Below are 17,496 nucleotides of genomic sequence, written 5' to 3' on the forward strand. Positions count from 1 at the left end.
AGGAGAATTCAGGGGGCCGACCGCTCCTTGGCCGACCTGAACTCCTCTCGGTTCAGGTTGGGACGGATCATGGCGAAGGCCAGGAAGACGACGGCGCCGACGCTTCCCCCCAACATGTGCATCAGGATGGCGGCCGGGATCGAGTAGCCCTGCCAAAGCCCCCAGACCGCGAGCGACAGTCCCGCGAGGATGCTGGAAAAGATGAGTCCGAATGCCATGGTGAGCCTCCCTGAGGTGATAATTGTCACCCTGAGAGTGGAAGATGGACAGCGATTCGCGCATAAAGAGGAAGGCTTTATGGCGCAAAGGTGGCACTTCGGTCGTGCGCCCTCCTCCTTCTGATCGGGGACCGTCCCGCCTCGGCCGGACGAGGGGCTAGGCACGGCTGCGGCGCGCGCCTATGCAGGACGCATTGCTTCCGCCGGTTTTCAGCACATGCGCCTTGGCTATCTGGTCAATACCTACCCACGTGCGTCCTACAGCTTCATCCGCCGCGAGATCCGTGCGCTGGAGCGCGCGGGTCACTGCATCCACCGCTTCGCGATCCGCAGCGAGAGGCTCTCGCTGGCCGAGACAGCCGATCTCGACGAGGACCGCGCAACCGAGCATCTGGTGGAGGTGCCGCCCCTGCGGCTCGCCCTGTCGGCCTTGGGCTGGCTGCTGCTGCGTCCCCGGCGGGCCTCGCGCGGCATCCGGCTCGCCGCCCGTTGCGGCACTCAGGGCGGTCGCCTGCGCCACCTCGTCTTCCTTGTCTTCGCGGCGCATCTCGCGCGGCGGGCACGGACCCTAGGGCTCACCCATATCCACGCGCATTTCGGTGGCGCGGCGGCCAGCGTGGCCATGCTGGCCGAGGTGCTGGGGGGGCCGCGCTTCAGCTTCACGGTGCACGGCCCCGACGAGTTCGACTCGCCCGTCGCCCTCAATCTGCCGATCAAGATGCACCGCTCGGCCTTCACCGTGGCCGTCAGTTCCTACGGCCGCAGCCAGCTTTATCGCTGGGCCGAGCCGGCAGACTGGCGGCGCATCCATGTCGTCCATTGCGGCATCGAGCCGGAAGCCTTTCCCGAAAGCCTGCCGCTCCCCGCGAGCGGGCCGCGCCTCGTGGCGGTCGGGCGGCTGGCCGAACAGAAGGGCTATGCGCTGCTGGTCGAAGCGATTGCGCTGGCCGCCCCCACCCTGCCCGACCTGCATCTGACCCTCGTGGGCGACGGCCCGCTGCGGGGCCTGATCGAGGAGATGATCGCCGAGCGCGATCTGGCACGGCGCATCACCCTCACCGGCTGGACCGACGAGACCCGCGTGCGCCACGAGCTTGCAGCGGCTCAGGCGCTGATTCTGCCCTCCTTCGCCGAAGGGCTGCCGATGGTGGTGATGGAGGCGATGGCGGCCGGCCGCCCGGTGATCGGCACGCTGGTGGCCGGCATTCCGGAACTGGTGCTGCCGGAAGAGACCGGCCATCTGGTGCCGGCGGGCGACGCGCAGGCGCTGGCCCGCGCCATCGAGCGGCTGGCGGACACGCCGCTCGAGGTCCTGACCGAGATGGGGCGCGTCGCGCGCCTGCGCGTGCTCGAGCGGCACGACATCAACCGCGAGGCATCACGGCTCGCCCAGCTGATCGCGGGGGTGGATCCCCGTCAGCCGGCGAAGGTGTAGCCCACGCCGTGCACCGTGCGGATGAAGGGACTGCCGCTGCGGCTGGCCGGAAGCTTGCGGCGCAGGCGGCTCACGATCCCGTCGACGACGCGGTCGTAACTCTCCCACTGCCGGCCCTTGATCGCATTCATGATCTGGTCGCGGCTGAGAACCTGCCCCCGCCGCCCGAGCAGCGCGGCCAGCAGTTCGAACTCGGAGGTGGTGAGCTCGACCTCCCGCCCGTCCGGCGCCCAGAGCTTGCGCGCCTGAAGGCTGAGGCCGTAGCCGTCGAACTCGTGGTCGATGCCCGGGCGGCCCGCGGGCAGGCTGGCGACCGGACGCCCGGTCCGGCGGAAGACGGCCCCCACCCGCGCTGCCAGCTCGCGCTCGCGAAACGGCTTCAGCAACGTGTCGTCGGCCCCGAGCTCCAGCCCCAGCACGCCCTCGGCCTCGTCGCGCTGCGGGGCGAGCAGGATGATGCCCCGGTCGCTGACCTTCCGCAGCTCGCGCAGCAGCGAGAGGCCGTTGCCGTCCGGCAGCGAGGTGTCGATGAGATAGAGATCCACCTGCTCCTGCGCGTCGACCTTGCGGAACTGCGCCAGGCTCTTCGCCGTGACCACCCGGAACCCCCGCTGCTCGAGGGTCGAACGCACGATCGTCAGGATCGCTGCTTCGTCATCGAGCGCAAGAATGCACGGGACCATCCGCTTCTCCGCTGTCGTTATCTTGTCATTGAGACAACCTTAGCGTGTTTCGGCGCGGTGACAATGTCCGGCAGGCCGTCCTTCTGCCCCAAGCACTGCCGGAGGGAATCCGTCTCCCTCACGCACCGCACGGGCGTTCGCACCTCCGGCCCCTGCCGATCACGGTGCTGCGGCGTGAAACCGCCGATCCCGACCAGACCGACCAGAAAGACCGCATCGGCTACCTCCTTTGGGAGTGCACGAACCTTCGCCCAGCAGGAGAAAGAGGCGGAGGTGCACGCCCTAAGGTTGCATCGCCCAATTTGTCTCAACCTGTTGGAGTGCTTGGCTTTCCGTTCCTGTGACCTTTTTGCCAGACCCTGCGAAAAATCTCGAATAGAGGGGCGCTTTACCGCCTTTCGCATAATCGGCACAAATCCGCCTACTACCGTTAGGGTATAGTGTGACACACGAATCAAGGAGCTGGCGAGCAGCCGTCGTTTCGCTCGCCAGGGCAGAGGGCCCTCAGAAGGCACATCGTTTTGGGAGGCGATATTCATGAGACTGCTTTTTGACGATGATGAGCGCGCCGGCTTTCGACTGGTGTGGCCGTTCGTCCTGCGCCTGTCGCGCAGGCCCGCGGCCAATCTCAAGACGCCGAAGATCCTCACACGAGAAGAACTGAAGGAACTTTTCTCGCTCGAGCTTTCTCAATCCGCGACAGGAACCGAGCAGCGTCCGCGCCCGGTGGGCATGAGCCCGCGCAGTCGTTTCTCCGCCTGAGAGCGCCGCCTCCACGGCCATTTTTTCTGTCATCCGGGAGCAGATCTGGTATTTCCAAGCGGGAGACTGCCACCGGAGACCCCAGATGCTGACCTATCTCTGTCTGAGCGACGCCGACGGCCCTGCCCGCTTCTACCGGGTGGAACTCGCGTACAATCTCTTCGGCGAATATACCGTCCTGCGCGAATGGGGCCGTCGCAGCCCCGGCCGCGCCGGACGACGTCTCGTCACATGGTTCTCCAACCTGCGCGACGCCTGCCTCGCGGCGGAACGCTGGCACCAGCGCGCCCGGCGGCGCGGTTATCACACCACCATCGAAGGCAGAGCATGACGCATCTGTGGGTCCGGGCCGAGCAGCGGCCGAACGAGGAACGGGTCGGGCTGACGCCCGAGGGCGCCGCGGCGCTGATCGCACGGGGCCTCCGGGTGACCGTCGAGGCCAGCCGCCCGCGCGCCCTCTCGATCGAGGGCTATGCCGCCGCGGGCTGTGCGATCGCGCCCGAGAATTCCTGGCCCACGGCCCCGGCCGATGCCATCGTCTTCGGCCTGAAGGAGCTGCCCGAGGACGGCACGCCGCTGCGGCACCGCCATATCCTGTTCGGCCACGCCTACAAGGGCCAGCCCGCCGGGCGCATCCTGCTCGAGCGGTTCCGGGCCGGCGGCGGCACGCTCTACGATCTCGAGTCGCTCGTGGATGAGAGCGGGCGCCGCGTCGCGGCCTTCGGCTACTGGGCGGGCTATGCCGGCGCCGCGGTGGCGCTGAAATGCTGGGCGGCGCAGGCACGGGGCGGGATCTGCGCCCCCGTGACGACCTGGCCCGGACGCGAGGGCCTGCTGGCCGACCTCGGAGCCGAGCTCACGTCCGCCGGCGCCCGCCAGCCGCGCGCCCTCGTGATCGGGGCCCGCGGCAGGGTCGGCACCGGCGCCGCCGACCTCTGCGAGTCGATGGGCCTCGCCGTCACCCGCTGGGACATGGAGGAGACGGCCCACGGCGGCCCCTTCCCCGAGGTGCTCGCGCACGAGATCTTCCTGAACTGCATCCTTGCCCGCCCCGGCTGCCCGGTCTTCGTGCCCGCCGAGGCGCTCGAGGCGCCGCGCGCGCTGCGGGTGATCGGAGACATCGCCTGCGATCCGACCTCCGACTTCTCGCCGGTCAAGGTCTACGACCGCACGACGAGCTGGACCGCCCCGGCCCTGCGGGTCCATGACGATCCGATGCTCGACGTGATGGCCATCGACAACCTGCCCTCGCTCCTGCCGGTCGAGAGCAGCGTGGATTACGCGGCCCAGCTTCTGCCCTCGCTCCTCACCCTCGACCGGATCGAGGAGGGCGTCTGGGGCCGCGCGAAGGCCGAGTTCGACCGGCACATGACCCCGGCCTGACGGTCCCGTCGGGGCAACGCGCCCCGCGAGGCAGGGCGCGTCCGTCTCAGCCCTTGCCGAGCAGCCGGTAGAACAGCCCGTCCGGCAGGAGCTGCGAGAAGCGGAAGAACGAGGCGAAGAGCACCGGGAAGTTGGCACGGAAATTGTCCGCGCACATATGTTCGAACATCCGCTGCGCGGCCGCCTCGGGCTCCATGATGAAGGGCATGCGGAACCGGTTCTTCTCGGTCAGCCGCGTGCGGATGAAGCCCGGGTTCACGAGCTGCACCTCGACGCCCGTGTCGCGCAGATCGGCATAGAGCGACTCGGTCAGGGCCATCACGCCTGCCTTGCTGGCCGAATAGCCGATGGCGCCCGGCAGGCCGCGATAGCCGCCGATGCTGCCCGTCACCACCAGATGGCCGCGGTTCGCAGCGATCATGCCCGGAAGCACCGCCGACAGAAGCCGCACGAGCCCCAGAAGGTTCGTGTCGATCATCGCCTCGACCCGGCTCGCCTCCCAGGCCTGCGCCTTCATCGGCCAGTAGGCGCCGGCGAGGTAGACCACCCCGTCGAAGGCGCCGACCTGCGCGAGCGCCGCCTCGATCGAGGCCTCGGAGGTCACGTCGAGGGTGACCGCCTCGGCGGGCGCCGGCATGGCCGCCACGGCCTCTGCCAGCCGGGCCTCGTCGCGACCCGACAGGATCACCTTCGCCCCCGCGCCGCTCAGTTTCTTCGCCAGCGCGAGACCGAGGCCCTCGCTGCCGCCGATGAGCCAATACCGCTTACCTACAAAGTCTCTCATCTCTCGATCCGTCTCAGTGTCGCCACAAGCTCGGCCACCTTGATCCCGAACTTACGGAACTGGCTCCGATTGATGATCGTGCCATTCTCCAGCCGGTACATCCAGTCAATGACGTCCAGCACATGGCCCCCTGCGTCATCTTGAAGCCGCAGCCGGTAGCGCAGGCAGAGCGCCGATCCGAGGGCCCGTCCGAGGCCCACGCCCACCACATCGTCGGCCTCGGCGCGCAGCGTTCCGTCATTGCCGAGCGTGAAGCGCCACTCGCGCCGGTCGGTCGCGCCGCTGTCGTAGCGGAAGCTCTCGGTCAGCACCCCGGAGCTGCCATCCCAGCGGCCTTCCACATCGGCCACGAAGCGCGAGACGACCCGCCCGGTCGGCCCGTAGACGACGCCCTCGCAGAGGATCGGCCCCGAGAGATCCCGCCGCGGATCGAGCGACGGCCCCTGCGCGGCATAATCCTCCGGGCGCTGCGCGGCGAAGGAGAGCATGCGGTGGCGCAGAGCCAGCAGCGTAAGGGGGATGAGGGCGCCGAGGGCCACGAACAGGAACGAACTCACGGGTCAACTCTCCGGGATGGGGGTGGCAAGGAGCAGGAGGATGGCGATGGCCTTCAGTCCGCAGGGCACGAGCGCATAGAGCACCGACAGGAGCATGAGCGCCTCGGCCGGCCCGCCGCTGCCGGGCTCGAAGCCTGCGCGCTGCAGGAGGGGCAGCAGCGTCGCCGCGGCGAGGGCGAGCGCCAGCTTCGAGGCGAAGGACCAGAGACCGAAGGCCGTGGCCTCGCCCGCCCCGCTCTGCGCCAGATGGCGGGCGAAGATCGCGGGCAGGAGCACCATGTCCGCGCCCAGCGCCGCTCCCGAGGCCGCGCAGATCAGGGCGAAGGCCGCGACGTCGCCGGCGTCCAGCGTGAAGGCGAAGATGAAGGCGACCACCGACAGCGCCATGCCGGCGAGGAGCGCGCGCCTCGCTCCGACATGCCGGGCCATGCGGCTCCAGCCCGGGGCACTGGCCGCCGCCGCGAGGAAGAAAAGCAGGAGGAGCGGCCCCTCGGACCCCGGGGCGCGGAGGCGGCTTTCGACGAAGAACAGGAACAAAGTGGAGGTGACGGCCACCGGCGCCGCATTGACCAGCGCGAGGAGGAGAAGCCGCCGGATCGTCGGATCGCGCAGCACCGCGCGCAGGTCGGGCTGCGGCGCGGCGGCCGAGCCCGTCCATTCGCGCCTCATGGCCAGCCAGGCCACCGCCGCAAAGGCCGCGAAGCCCCAGGCGAAGAGGCCGAAGCTGCCGAGCGCCACCGGAGCCACCGCCGCAAGCGACACGCCCACGAGCGCCCCGGCCTCGCGCCATCCTGCGAGCTGCAGGTGCCCGCCGGGGCCGAGCCGCCCGGCCTTGGCCACGCCTTCGGAGTAGAAGGCGATGGTGAGAAAGGAGAAGGCAGAGAACAGCACGACCAGCATCAGGGCGAACCACAGGAGCGGCGCCACCGGCGGCACGACCGCGAAGAGCCCGACCATGGACAGCGCGAGCAGGAAGAGCGCCCCCGCCACCATGGCGGCCCGCCTCTGCCGCGTCACCTCGGCCAGCCAGCCCAGGGCCGGATCCTGCACCACATCGACAAGCCTCAGGCCCGCCAGCACCGCCCCCAGCGCGCCGAGGCTCACGCCATATTCGTCCACATAGACCTTCGGCGCATGGATGTAGATCGGCAGGCCGGCAGCCGCGATCAGCCCCGCGAGGAGCGACCACGGCAGAAGCCGCGCACTCACCGCGTGACGTCTTGCAGCGGCGGCGCGGGGCGGCTGCGGTAGCGCGCCCCCTTCAGCGCCAGCTTAAGCGCCTGCCAGTGGATCAGCGCCAGCACGCGGCGCGACCCGAAGGGCCGCCGGAGGCAGGCGCGCAGGATCCCCCGGTTCGACAGCCGCGCTCGCCGGCCCGTAAGCGTGGCATAGAGCCCGCCCTCGGCGGAGCTGTAGTCGATCCAGACGCCCACCCGATCCTCGCGGATGTCGAAGCGGAAGCGATAGCCGCCCTCGATCGGCTGGAAGGGCGAGACATGCATGATCTTGGCCGCCTCGAGCGTGTCCGTCCGCTCGATGACGGAGCCGTCGGGCTTGGCGCAGAGATACCAGTGCCGGTCGCCGAAGGTGTTGCTGACCTCGGCCACCACGCAGCGGAGCGCGCCCGCGGCATCCTCGCAGAGCCAGAAGCTGACCGGGTTGAACACATGGCCCAGCACCCGCGGCTGGGTCAGCAGCAGGATGCGCGCGGCGGGCGGCAGCCCCTGCGCCGCCAGCACCTCGCGCACCCACGCTGCGCCCCGTCCCTCGCCCGGCGCACCGCCGTAGTCGCGATCGTGGAGCGAGATGAGGTTGGCCCGGTTGCGCGAGAAGAGCGCCGGCCCCTCCACCGCCTCGGGATCGATCAGCAGATAATCCACCCCGTAGCGAAAGCTGTTGCCGAGCGCCCCCTTGCGCCCGTGGAAGGTCTCGCCCTGCACATGATCGACCCACATGACGCGCCCCTCAGGCCGCGGCCGAGGCGGGAATGCGCCGGCGCATCGCCTCGACAACATCCACAGCGCTGGCAAAGCCATCCTCGTGGAAGCCGTTGCGCATCCAGGCGCCCGCGAACCAGGTCTGACGCTGGCCGTTCATCATCCGCAGCGCCGCCACGCCCAGCTGCGCCGCGAGGTCGTAGACCGGGTGGCGGAAGGTCGCCACATCATGCACCAGTTCCTCGCGCACCGGGCGGGTGCCGTTCAGCGTCACGAACAGCGGATCGTCCTGCGGGATGGGCTGCAGCGAGTTCATCCAGTAGGTGATGTCGATGGGCGCCTCCGGATCGTCAGGCTCGACATAGACCCAGGAGGCCCAGGCGGCCTTGCGCTTCGGCATGACCGACGGATCGGAATGCAGCACCGCCCGGTTCGGCTGGTAGCGCACGGCCCCGAGCGCGCTCGTCTCGGCCTCCGTCGCATCGGACAGAAGCCGCAGCGTATCGTCGGAATGGGTGGCGAAGATCACCTCGTCGAAGGCCTCCCACTCGCCGCCCTCGGCCCGCACCCGCACCCCGCCGTCCGCGCGGCGCACGCCGGCCACCTGCGCCCCGGTGCGCAGGTCCACCCCGCGCGCCGCCATCGCGGCCTGCAGCCGGGTGACATATTCGATCGAGCCGCCCTCGACCGTGAACCACTGGTGCTGCCCCGTATGGGACAGGAGCGCATGGTTCTGGAAGAAGCGCAGCAGTGCCTGCGCCGGGAAGTCGAGGATCCCGCGCGAGGGCGTGGACCAGATCGCCCCCGAGATCGGCAGGAGGTAATAGTCCCGGAACCAGTCGCCGAGGTCGAGCCGCGCGAGCAGCTCGCGGATCGTCATGGCCGGATCGTCCGCATGGTCGAGCGCATGGGCGTTGAAGCGCAGCACATCCATCATCATGTTGAGGAAGCGCGGATCCGCCATGTTGCGCTTCTGCGCGAAGACGGATTTCAGGTTCTTGAGGCCGTATTCCAGCCGCCCGCCGCGAACCGAGGCGCCGAAGCTCATGTCACTCTTCGCCACCGGCACGCCGAGCTCGTCGAAGAGCCGCGTGAGGTGCGGATAATTCACCTTGTTGAACACGATGAAGCCCGTGTCGACAGGCTGGTCGCCGCGCTTGCCCGCGAGGACCGTGCGGGCGTGCCCCCCGAGCCGCTTCTCGGCCTCGAACAGCACGACCGCATGGTCGGAGGCCAGAAGATGCGCCGCAGCCATCCCCGAGATGCCCCCACCGATCACCGCAACGCGCCGCCGCGCGAACTCAGACGTCTCGAATGGCATGCCAATTTCCCCGTTCCCTTGCGACAGATACGGACTGTCGCCCAAGGCGGATCAGTCCGCCCGCGCTTTTTCCCGCCTCCCGCCTGATCCAGACTGGCCCGGCCGCCGTAAGAAGGACGTTAAGATCACGGCAGGAGTCCATCCGAAAAATGCGGATGCAAGCCGGGGGAGGGTTTCCTATCTTCACCTCCGGGCGGCAAGGGGAAGGCCTGTTGTGACGGACAAGAGTGACAGGACGGACTGGGTGGCGCTCATGCGTGCGATCCGGGATCATCGGGACGAGGCGGCCTTCGCAGAGCTGTTCCAGCACTTTGCGCCGAAGGTGAAGGGCTTCCTGATGAAATCCGGCAGCGTGGCCTCCCAGGCCGAGGAATGTGCGCAGGATGTGATGGCAACGGTCTGGCAGAAGGCTCATCTCTTCGATCCCTCGCGGGCATCGGTCGCGACATGGATCTTCACGATTGCGCGGAACCGCCGGATCGACGGCCTGCGCAAGGACCGCCAGCCCGAGCCCGAGGATCTCTTCTGGGGCCCCGACAGCGAGCCTGACCAGGCCGACGTCTATGAGATGCAGCAGGAGAACGCCCGCCTGGGCCGCGCCATCGCCCGCCTGCCCGAGGCGCAGCGGGCCCTGATCGAGCGGGCCTTCTTCGGCGACCTCACCCACCGGGAACTCGCGGCCGAGACCGGACTTCCCCTCGGAACCATCAAGTCGCGGATCCGGCTCGCGCTGGACCGTCTGCGCCAGCATATGAGTTGAGTGAGACCATGACGATCCGGCACCATGTTTCCGACGCCCTGCTGACCGCCTATGCGGCGGGCACGCTTTCCGAAGCCTTCTCTCTGGTGGTGGCCACGCACCTGTCGCTCTGCGACGAGTGCCGCGCCCGCGCCGGCGCGCTCGATGCGGTGGGGGGCAGCCTGATGGAGGAGACGGCGCCGGTCGCGCTCTCCGAGGGCAGCCTCGCCTCCGTCATGGCCCAGCTCGACCGGCAGATCCAGAGGCCAGCCCCGGCGCGCCGCGCCGATCCGCGCGCGCCCGCGCCGCTGGCCGATTATGTGGGCAGGCGGCTCGAGGACGTCCGCTGGCGCACCCTCGGCGGCGGCGTGCGGCAGGCGATCCTGCCGACGGGAGGAGAGGCCATCGCCCGGCTGCTCTGGATCCCCGGCGGGCAGGCGGTGCCGGATCACGGCCACCGCGGGCTCGAGCTGACGCTCGTCCTGCAGGGCGCCTTCCGCGACGAGACCGACCGGTTCGGCGCCGGCGATATCGAGATCGCGGATCAGGAGCTGGAACATACGCCGGTGGCCGAGCGGGGCCTCGACTGCATCTGCCTCGCCGCCACCGATGCGCCGCTGCGCTTCAACAGCTTCCTACCGAAGCTGGTGCAGCCCTTCTTCCGCATCTGACCGCCGCGCCGGTTGGGCGACCCCTGTCATTCACGAAGCGCGAATGACAGGGGCATCACTCGGCCGCGTCGGTGCGCGGGCTCATCTCCTCGAAGTCGAAATTGTCCAGACGCCGCGCCTTCTTGCCCGCCTTGCCGGCCGAGATGCGGATCTCCTCGACGTCGCGCGCCGCCTGGGTGAAGTGGCGGTCGAGATTGCCCACCCGGTCCGTCAGCCGGTCGATCTCGCGCCCGAGCTCGGCCAGTTCGCGGCGGATGGCTCCGGCCTGCGCCCGCATCCGCGCGTCCTTCAGCACCGCCCGCATCGTGTTCAGCACCGCCATGCAGGTGGTGGGCGAGACGATCCAGACCCGCGCCGCAAAGCCCTCGCGCACGATGTCGCCGAAATTCGCATGAAGCTCGGCATAGACCGCCTCGGAAGGCAGGAACAGCATCGCCCCGTCCGCCGTCTCGCCCTCGAGGATGTATTTCTCGGAGATGGCGCGGATATGGGCGCGGAGCGCCACCCGCATCATCCGCTGCGCCTCCATCTGCGCCGCGGGATTCTCGGCCGCCCGCAGCGCCTCGTAGGCCTCGAGCGGGAATTTCGAATCGATCACGATCGGCCCCGGCGGCTCGGGCAGATGGATCAGGCAGTCCGCCCGCTTCCCGTTCGAGAGCGTGGCCTGCATCGTGTAGCTGTCGGAGGGCAGCGCCTTCTGCACGATGTCATGCAGCTGGATCTCGCCGAAGGCGCCGCGCGTCTGCTTGTTCGACAGGATGTCCTGCAGGCCCAGCACATCGCCCGACAGTTTCTCGATATTGGCCTGCGCCCGGTCGATAGTCTCAAGCCGCTGATGCAGGTCGCCGAGCGAGCGCGCCGTGCGCAGGGAGGTGCCGTGCAGACTTTCGGCCATGCCGCGCTGCACCTCGGCCAGCCGCCGCTCCATCAGCTGCAGCATGGCGCCCTGCGTCGAGGCCTGCGCCTCCGACACATGATGCAGCCCGCCCGCCAGCCGCTCCTGCCCGTCGGACAGCATCTGCACCTGCTGGCCGAGCCAGCCGAGCTCGTTCAGCATCGGCTCGACCATCCGCGCCGCGCGCCCGGCGGCCCGCAGGATCAGCAGGAGGAACAGGATCGCCACCAGCGCCCCGCCCACGCCCAGCACCAGCGGGTCGTCCCAGCCGAAGCTCCGGTCGCCGATGCGGATCATTGCGGGCGCGTCATCGCCGGCCGAAGAGCCGCTCGATGTCGGCCAGCTTCAGCTCGACATAGGTGGGCCGGCCGTGGTTGCACTGGCCCGAGAGGGGCGTGGCCTCCATCTCGCGCAGAAGCGGATTCATCTCTTCGGCCCTGAGCGCCCGGCCCGAGCGCACCGATCCGTGACAGGCCATGCGCGAGAGCACCGCATCCATCCGGGCCTGAAGCCGGTCCGAGCTGCCGAGATCGGCCAGATCGTCGAGGATGTCGCGCAGGAGCGGTGCAGCCTCGACCTTGCCGAGGATCGCCGGCACCTCACGCACCGCGACGGCACCGCCGCCGAACGGCTCGATCACGAGGCCCGCGGAGGCCAGCTCGTCCGCGGCCTCCAGCAGCCGGGCGGCATCGGTGGGCGACAGTTCGACGATCTCGGGGATCAGCAGCGCCTGCCGCGCGATCCCCGTCTCGTCGCGCTGGCGCTTGAGCTTCTCGTAGACCAGCCGCTCGTGTGCGGCATGCTGATCCACGATCACGAGGCCGCTCTCGGTCTGGGCGAGGATCCAGTTGCCGTGGATCTGCGCCCGCGCGGCGCCGAGAGGGCGGTCGTGGGCCTCCTCGGCCGCCGGCGCTTCGACCCTTGCGGCGGGCGCCTCGGCCAGACCCGGCATCGCAGGCTCGGGCGCCTGAAAGGCGAAGCTGCGCGCCACCGCGGCGACCGAGGGCCGGTCCATCTGATAGATCCGCGACGCCGGACCCGGACCCGCCGCCGCGGGCCTCTCCGGCCGGAAGGCCTCGAGCGTCTCGCCCGCGACGGTGGTCGAGGCCCGGTGCCCCGCCCCCGCCAGCGCCTGACGCAGCGCGGTGACGATCAGCCCGCGCACCTCGCCCGCCTCGCGGAACCGCACCTCGGCCTTGGCCGGATGCACGTTCACGTCGACCCGCTGCGGATCGCAGATCAGGTTCAGCACCGCGGCCGGATAGCGATCGCGGCTCAGCACATCCATGTAGCCCGCCCGGAGCGCGCCGAGGAGCATCCGGTCGAGCACCGGGCGACCGTTCACGAACAGGAACTGCGCCACGCCCGAGCCGCGGGAATAGGTGGGCAGCGCGGCATAGCCCTGCAGGCGCAGCCCTTCGCGCGCCACATCGATCCGGAGCGCATTCTCGGCAAACTCCGCCCCCACCACCCGCGCCACGCGGCGGTGGAGGGCGTCGAACAGATCGCCCCCTTCGGCCTCGGCGCGGAACAGAAGCCGCGGCTCGCCCGCAGAATGGTCGGTGAGGGTGAAGCCCACCTCGGGCTCGGCCAGCGCCAGACGGCGCACCACCTCGGCGATGGCCTGGGTCTCGGCGCGGTCGGTGCGCAGGAACTTGAGCCGCGCGGGCGTGGCGAAGAAGAGGTCGCGCAGTTCGACCACCGTGCCCGCCCCGAGCGCCGCCGGACGCACCGGCTCGATCCGGCCCGCGCTGACGGCGATCTGCGCGCCCTCGGCCTCGGCCACCCGCGAGGTGATGGTGAGCCGCCCCACGGCCGCCAGCGAAGGCAGCGCCTCGCCGCGGAAGCCGAAGCTGCGGATGTCGAGAAGGTCGGACCCGTCGATCTTCGAGGTGGCATGGCGCGAGAGCGCGAGCGGCAGGTCGTCGGCCGTCATGCCGCAGCCGTCATCGGTGACGCGGATCAGGGCCTTGCCCCCGCAGGCGATGTCGACGGCGATGCGCCGGGCGCCCGCGTCGAGCGCATTCTCGACCAGCTCCTTCACCGCCGAGGCCGGCCGCTCGACCACCTCGCCCGCGGCGATGCGGTTGATGGCAGCTTCGTCGAGCTGCCGGATCACCGGGCGGGCGGCGCCTATCTTGGGGCTGAGGAGCGTCATGCCACCAGCCTTAGCAGAATCGCTGTCGCTCCGCCACCGGCTTCCCACCGGACGGCGGGGCAGGCCCGCCGACCGACCACTGCGTCAGCCGTCCGAGGCGACCCCTTCCGGCTGGCCCACCACGACGAAATGCAGCGCCTCGGGCTTCAGGAGGCTCTGCGCCACGCGCTTCACATCCTCGAGCGTCACCGCCTCGATCTTCTCATTGCGCGTCACCGGATAGTCGATGGGCAGCCCCTCCATCTGCATCCCCACGAGGATGCTCGCGATGGGGCCGTTGCCGTCGAAGCGCAGCGGATAGGAGCCGGTGAGGTAGGTCTTCGTCGCCTCCAGCTCCTCGGCCGTCACGCCTTCGGCCGCGGTCCGCCGCCATTCCTCGCGCACGAGGTCGATGGCCTGCCCCACCGTCGCATTGGAACTGGCGAAAGCGCCCATCATCGTCTCGGCATGATCCATCGGCAGCAGATAGGAGCCGATGCCGTAGGTGAGCCCCCGCTTCTCGCGCACCTCGGTCATGAGCCGCGAGCCGAACCGGCCGCCGCCGAGGATCTCGTTCAGCACATAGGCCGGGAAGAAGTCGGGGTCGTCGCGCTCGATGCCCGTCTGGCCGAAGCGCACCGAGGCCTGCGGGGTCGGGAAATCCACCACCGTCACGCCGCCGTCGAGCTTCCAGTCCGCCCGCGGCGGCATGGGCGCGCCTTCGGCGGGCAGGTCGCCCAGCAGCCGGTCGAGGAGCAGGCCGAGGCTCTCGGCGTCGATGTCGCCCGCCGCCGCCACATAGATCCGGTCGCGGGCGAGCGCCGCGCGATGCGCCGCGACCACCTGCTCGCGGGAGAGGCCCTGCACGCTCTCGGGCGTACCCGAGCCGTCGCTGCCATAGGGATGGTCGCCGAAGGCCTGCGCATCGAACACCTGCCCCGAGATGTGGTTCGGGTCCTTGGCGTCGGAGGCGAGGCCCGACAGCACCTGTCCGCGCACCCGGTCGATGGCGTCGGCATCGAAGCGCGGCTCGACCAGCGCGAGGCGCAGCAGATCCACCGCCTCGTCGCGGTTCTCGGTGAGGAACCGGGCCGAGACCGAAACCGCATCCGTCGAGGGCCGGAAGGAGAAGTTCGCGGCGAGGCCATCGCGGGCCCGGGCAAAGCCCTGCGCATCAAGATCGCCCGCGCCTTCCTCGAGCAGGCCGGTCATCAGGTTGACCGCCCCCCGCGCGCCCTCGGCATCGAGCGAGGTGCCGCCGCGAAATCGGATCTCGAGCGCCGTGAAGGGCAGTTCGTGCGACTCGACCAGCCAGGCGTGAATGCCGCCGGGCGAGGTCACGTCCTGGATCTGGACATCCGCCCGGACGGGCAGGGCGAACAGGATCAGCGCGGCAGCCAGGCGCAGCATCATTGGCTCTTCTCCTCGTCTTCCTGCATCAGCCAGCCGGTCACGGCGCGGCGGCGGTCGAACACTTCGCGCGCCGCGGCCATCACCTCGTCGGGCGTCACGGCCTGAAGCACTTCGGGCCAGGCCTGCACATCGGCCACCGTCAGCCCCGTCGTGAGGGCGGCACCGTAGCGGCGGGCGAGCCCGTCCACATTGTCGCGCGAGTAGATGTCCTGCGCGCCGAGCTGGGTCTTGATCCGCTCGAAATCCTCGGCGTCGGGGCCTTCCTTCAGGAAGCGCGCGACGACGGCATCCATCGCATCCTCGGCCTCCTGCAGCGAGACGCCCGCGGCCGGCACGACCGCGAGGCCGAAGGTGCCCGAATCGAGCCCGCCCCCGTCGTAATAGGCCTGCGCCCAGACCGCCTTGGGCTCGGGCCCGAACTGCAACTCGCGCGACAGAAGCGAGGTGGTGGGGCTGCCGCCCAGAAGCTCGGCGAGGATCGTGAGCGCCGCGGCCTTCTCCTGCGCGCCGGTCTCGCGCGTGGCGGCGAGATAGCTGCGCGAGACATAGGGCTGCGCCACCCGCGGATCCGAGAAGGTCAGCCGGCGCTCGGCGAGCTGCGGCGGCTCCTGCGGGCGCAGCCGCTCGGGCAGGTTCGGCGTGGGTTCGAGCGCGCCGTAATGCTCTTCGGCCATGCGGCGCACCTCGGCCGGATCGACATCGCCCGCCACCACGAGGATCGCATTGTTGGGCGCGTAATAGGTCCGGTAGAAGCTGAAGGCATCCTCGCGGCCCAACTGCTCGATCTCGTGCCGCCAGCCGATGATCGGAATGCCGTAGGGATGGTTCAGGTAGGCCGCGGCGCGGCTCTGCTCGGAAAAGACCGCGCCCGGATCGCTGTCGGTGCGCTGGCTGCGCTCTTCCAGCACCACCTGACGTTCGGTGCGCACATCCTCTTCCGTCATCTGGAGGTCCCGCATCCGGTCGGCCTCCATCTTCATCATCAGGTCGAGCCGATCAGCGGCAACCCGTTGAAAGTAGGCGGTGTAGTCCCACGAGGTGAAGGCGTTGTCGTCGCCCCCCTGCGCCTCGACCGTGGCCGAGAATTCGCCCGCCGACATCTCGTCGGTGCCCTTGAACATCAGATGCTCGAGGAAATGCGCGATGCCCGAATGGCCGGGCGGCTCGTCGGCGGCGCCCACGCGATACCAGACCATGTGGGTGACGACGGGGGCGCGGTGATCCTCGATCACCACCACCTCGAGCCCGTTCGGCAGGCGGAAGTCGCTCACCGTCTCGGCCAGGGCCGGAAGCGCGAGCATGAGCCCGGTTGCGGCCGAGAGGGCCAGTCGGCGCAGCATCATCTTGTCCTTCCAAAAGATGGATCTGCGCGAAAGCTACCGTCGGACCGCGGCGCCGCAAGTCCCCCTACGGGCTTGTGATCTATTCGCTGCCGCCCGCCGGGGGGGCGGAGGGATTGCGGGCACCCGCCGCGCGCCAGCGCGCAAGCTCGGCCTGCTGGTCGAGAGCCATCGGCCGGTAGGCCTTGAAATAGACGTTCACGTTGAACACCCGCTCGAGGAGGCGCCCGTCGTGGTCGCGCCGCCAGGCATAATCCTCGGTGGCCAGCGTCGGGCGGATGCCTGCATCGCGGCCGAACCGGGCCGCATGGGAAACGACCGACGCGTCGGCGGCAGGGATCGTCCCGGACCGGGCCGGGTTGCCGCCCAGGGCCGCCACCGCGTCGCCCAGCGGATTCGGATCGGCGAGGTTCGCGCCGCCCGGCGTCGGCGCCGGCAGGGCCGCGATCGTCTCGGGAATCTCCAGCGGCTTCACCGGCATGATGCCGAATTCGTCCGGCCCGGGTCCGGTGGAACGCAGGTTCATCAGCTGCGGCTCGCCTCCGCCACAGCCGGCCAGCAGGAGCATCGCCAGTGCCGCACCCGCCCCTGCGCCTCGAGCTGCCCGCATCCCTCGTCTCCTTGCTGCCTCGTGCCCGTCTTTAGCGCAAAGGTTCCAAGCCGTCACGGGGTCTTTCCACCGCCGGGCCGCCCCGAGCCGTTGGCCTTGCGCTCCGCAGGCTTGCGCTTCGGCGTGCTCTTGAGCTTCTCGGGCTCGGGCTTCGTCTCGCGCGTGAAGAGCACGAGGCCGAAGGCGCCCGCGAAGATCGCGATGTCCGCCACGTTGAAGGCATAGGGATTCTCGATGCCGCAGCAGGACATGTTGAGGAAGTCCGCCACCGCCCCGTAGAGCACCCGGTCCACCACGTTGCCCAGTGCCCCGCCGATCAGGAGCCCGCCCGAGATCCGCGCGAGCCGCGTGGGCGTGCTGCGCCAGACCCAGCGCCAGACCCAGGCCGAGATGGCGAGCGAGACGATCACGAGGCCCCAGCGCACGATCTCCTGATCGGAGGAGCCGATGCCGAAGTTGATGCCCCGGTTCCAGGCCATGCGGAAGGTGAGCCACGGCGCAACGAGGTCGATCGCGCCCCGATTGGCGAGATCCAGTCCCCAGACGACGAGCCATTTCGTCAGCTGGTCGAGGACGAAGACGCCGAAGGCCGTGAGCGCCGCGAGCCGCAT

19 protein-coding genes are annotated in these 17,496 nt (G+C 69.7%); 6 read left to right on the top strand and 13 right to left on the bottom strand.

Annotation, left to right across the window (positions count from 1 at the left end; all coding sequences use genetic code 11):
* Positions 1 to 8 precede the first annotated feature (8 nt).
* Positions 9 to 218, bottom strand: coding sequence for a hypothetical protein (locus RSP_RS13805; RefSeq protein ID WP_009563133.1), 210 nt, complete (start codon positions 216 to 218; stop codon positions 9 to 11).
* A 217-nt stretch (positions 219 to 435) separates the two neighbouring features.
* Between RSP_RS13805 and RSP_RS13810 the strand changes: the two genes are divergently transcribed.
* Complete coding sequence (locus RSP_RS13810) at positions 436 to 1,653, top strand: glycosyltransferase (RefSeq protein WP_011338703.1); 1,218 nt, start codon at positions 436 to 438, stop codon at positions 1,651 to 1,653.
* On the opposite strand, the gene RSP_RS13815 is transcribed toward RSP_RS13810, so the two are convergent.
* Positions 1,635 to 2,336, bottom strand: coding sequence for a winged helix-turn-helix domain-containing protein (locus RSP_RS13815; RefSeq protein ID WP_002721459.1), 702 nt, complete (start codon positions 2,334 to 2,336; stop codon positions 1,635 to 1,637). The genes RSP_RS13810 and RSP_RS13815 overlap by 19 nt on opposite strands.
* A gap of 537 nt (positions 2,337 to 2,873) precedes the next feature.
* Between RSP_RS13815 and RSP_RS13820 the strand changes: the two genes are divergently transcribed.
* The 3 genes from RSP_RS13820 (at position 2,874) to RSP_RS13830 (ending at position 4,481) form a co-directional block, all read left to right on the top strand.
* On the top strand, positions 2,874 to 3,098 hold the full coding sequence (locus RSP_RS13820) for a hypothetical protein (RefSeq protein WP_009563136.1): 225 nt from the start codon (positions 2,874 to 2,876) through the stop codon (positions 3,096 to 3,098).
* An 85-nt stretch (positions 3,099 to 3,183) separates the two neighbouring features.
* Entirely contained in the window at positions 3,184 to 3,429 is a 246-nt protein-coding gene (locus tag RSP_RS13825) for a WGR domain-containing protein (RefSeq protein WP_002721461.1), read from the top strand.
* A complete protein-coding gene (locus RSP_RS13830; protein ID WP_011338705.1) occupies positions 3,426 to 4,481 on the top strand; it encodes a saccharopine dehydrogenase in 1,056 nt (351 codons plus the stop codon). Before RSP_RS13825 ends, RSP_RS13830 begins: the two co-directional genes overlap by 4 nt.
* A 46-nt stretch (positions 4,482 to 4,527) precedes the next feature.
* Here RSP_RS13830 and RSP_RS13835 read toward each other — a convergent pair whose 3' ends face one another.
* From RSP_RS13835 to RSP_RS13855, 5 genes are read right to left on the bottom strand one after another with little or no spacing between them, the layout of a single operon-like run.
* Positions 4,528 to 5,265, bottom strand: coding sequence for an SDR family NAD(P)-dependent oxidoreductase (locus RSP_RS13835; RefSeq protein ID WP_011338706.1), 738 nt, complete (start codon positions 5,263 to 5,265; stop codon positions 4,528 to 4,530).
* Complete coding sequence (locus tag RSP_RS13840; RefSeq protein ID WP_011338707.1) at positions 5,262 to 5,822, bottom strand: DUF3833 domain-containing protein; 561 nt, start codon at positions 5,820 to 5,822, stop codon at positions 5,262 to 5,264. Before RSP_RS13840 ends, RSP_RS13835 begins: the two co-directional genes overlap by 4 nt.
* Positions 5,823 to 5,825: 3 nt before the next feature.
* Positions 5,826 to 7,031: an MFS transporter gene (locus RSP_RS13845; protein ID WP_011338708.1), complete on the bottom strand. Its 1,206-nt coding sequence runs from the start codon at positions 7,029 to 7,031 to the stop codon at positions 5,826 to 5,828.
* Positions 7,028 to 7,777 (bottom strand): DUF1365 domain-containing protein, encoded by a 750-nt coding sequence (locus RSP_RS13850; protein ID WP_011338709.1) that lies wholly within the window; start codon positions 7,775 to 7,777, stop codon positions 7,028 to 7,030. The genes RSP_RS13845 and RSP_RS13850 overlap by 4 nt, the downstream gene beginning before the upstream one ends.
* 10 nt (positions 7,778 to 7,787) lie before the next feature.
* Complete coding sequence (locus RSP_RS13855; protein WP_011338710.1) at positions 7,788 to 9,080, bottom strand: NAD(P)/FAD-dependent oxidoreductase; 1,293 nt, start codon at positions 9,078 to 9,080, stop codon at positions 7,788 to 7,790.
* Positions 9,081 to 9,294: 214 nt separating this feature from the next.
* On the opposite strand from RSP_RS13855, the gene rpoE reads away from it, so the two are divergent.
* Positions 9,295 to 9,840, top strand: coding sequence for an RNA polymerase sigma factor RpoE (gene rpoE, locus RSP_RS13860; protein WP_011338711.1), 546 nt, complete (start codon positions 9,295 to 9,297; stop codon positions 9,838 to 9,840).
* A gap of 8 nt (positions 9,841 to 9,848) precedes the next feature.
* Positions 9,849 to 10,490 carry an anti-sigma-E factor ChrR gene (gene chrR, locus RSP_RS13865; RefSeq protein WP_011338712.1) on the top strand — a complete coding sequence of 214 codons (642 nt, stop codon included), beginning with the start codon at positions 9,849 to 9,851 and terminating at the stop codon, positions 10,488 to 10,490.
* Positions 10,491 to 10,545: 55 nt separating this feature from the next.
* Here chrR and RSP_RS13870 read toward each other — a convergent pair whose 3' ends face one another.
* The 6 genes from RSP_RS13870 to lspA all read right to left on the bottom strand — a co-directional run bounded on the left by RSP_RS13870 (position 10,546) and on the right by lspA (position 17,496).
* Positions 10,546 to 11,682 carry a DNA recombination protein RmuC gene (locus RSP_RS13870; protein WP_011338713.1) on the bottom strand — a complete coding sequence of 379 codons (1,137 nt, stop codon included), beginning with the start codon at positions 11,680 to 11,682 and terminating at the stop codon, positions 10,546 to 10,548.
* 10 nt (positions 11,683 to 11,692) lie between these two features.
* The gene (gene mutL, locus RSP_RS13875; RefSeq protein ID WP_017139982.1) at positions 11,693 to 13,543 is read right to left on the bottom strand and encodes a DNA mismatch repair endonuclease MutL; all 1,851 of its coding nucleotides are present in this window, start codon (positions 13,541 to 13,543) and stop codon (positions 11,693 to 11,695) included.
* 84 nt (positions 13,544 to 13,627) lie between these two features.
* A complete protein-coding gene (locus RSP_RS13880) occupies positions 13,628 to 14,935 on the bottom strand; it encodes a M16 family metallopeptidase (RefSeq protein WP_011338715.1) in 1,308 nt (435 codons plus the stop codon).
* A complete protein-coding gene (locus RSP_RS13885) occupies positions 14,932 to 16,278 on the bottom strand; it encodes a M16 family metallopeptidase (RefSeq protein ID WP_002721485.1) in 1,347 nt (448 codons plus the stop codon). Before RSP_RS13885 ends, RSP_RS13880 begins: the two co-directional genes overlap by 4 nt.
* A 79-nt stretch (positions 16,279 to 16,357) precedes the next feature.
* On the bottom strand, positions 16,358 to 16,885 hold the full coding sequence (locus RSP_RS13890) for a DUF3035 domain-containing protein (protein ID WP_011338716.1): 528 nt from the start codon (positions 16,883 to 16,885) through the stop codon (positions 16,358 to 16,360).
* A gap of 53 nt (positions 16,886 to 16,938) precedes the next feature.
* Complete coding sequence (lspA, locus tag RSP_RS13895) at positions 16,939 to 17,496, bottom strand: signal peptidase II (protein ID WP_002721489.1); 558 nt, start codon at positions 17,494 to 17,496, stop codon at positions 16,939 to 16,941.

It is taken from the genome of Cereibacter sphaeroides 2.4.1 (assembly GCF_000012905.2).
GTDB lineage: Bacteria > Pseudomonadota > Alphaproteobacteria > Rhodobacterales > Rhodobacteraceae > Cereibacter_A > Cereibacter_A sphaeroides.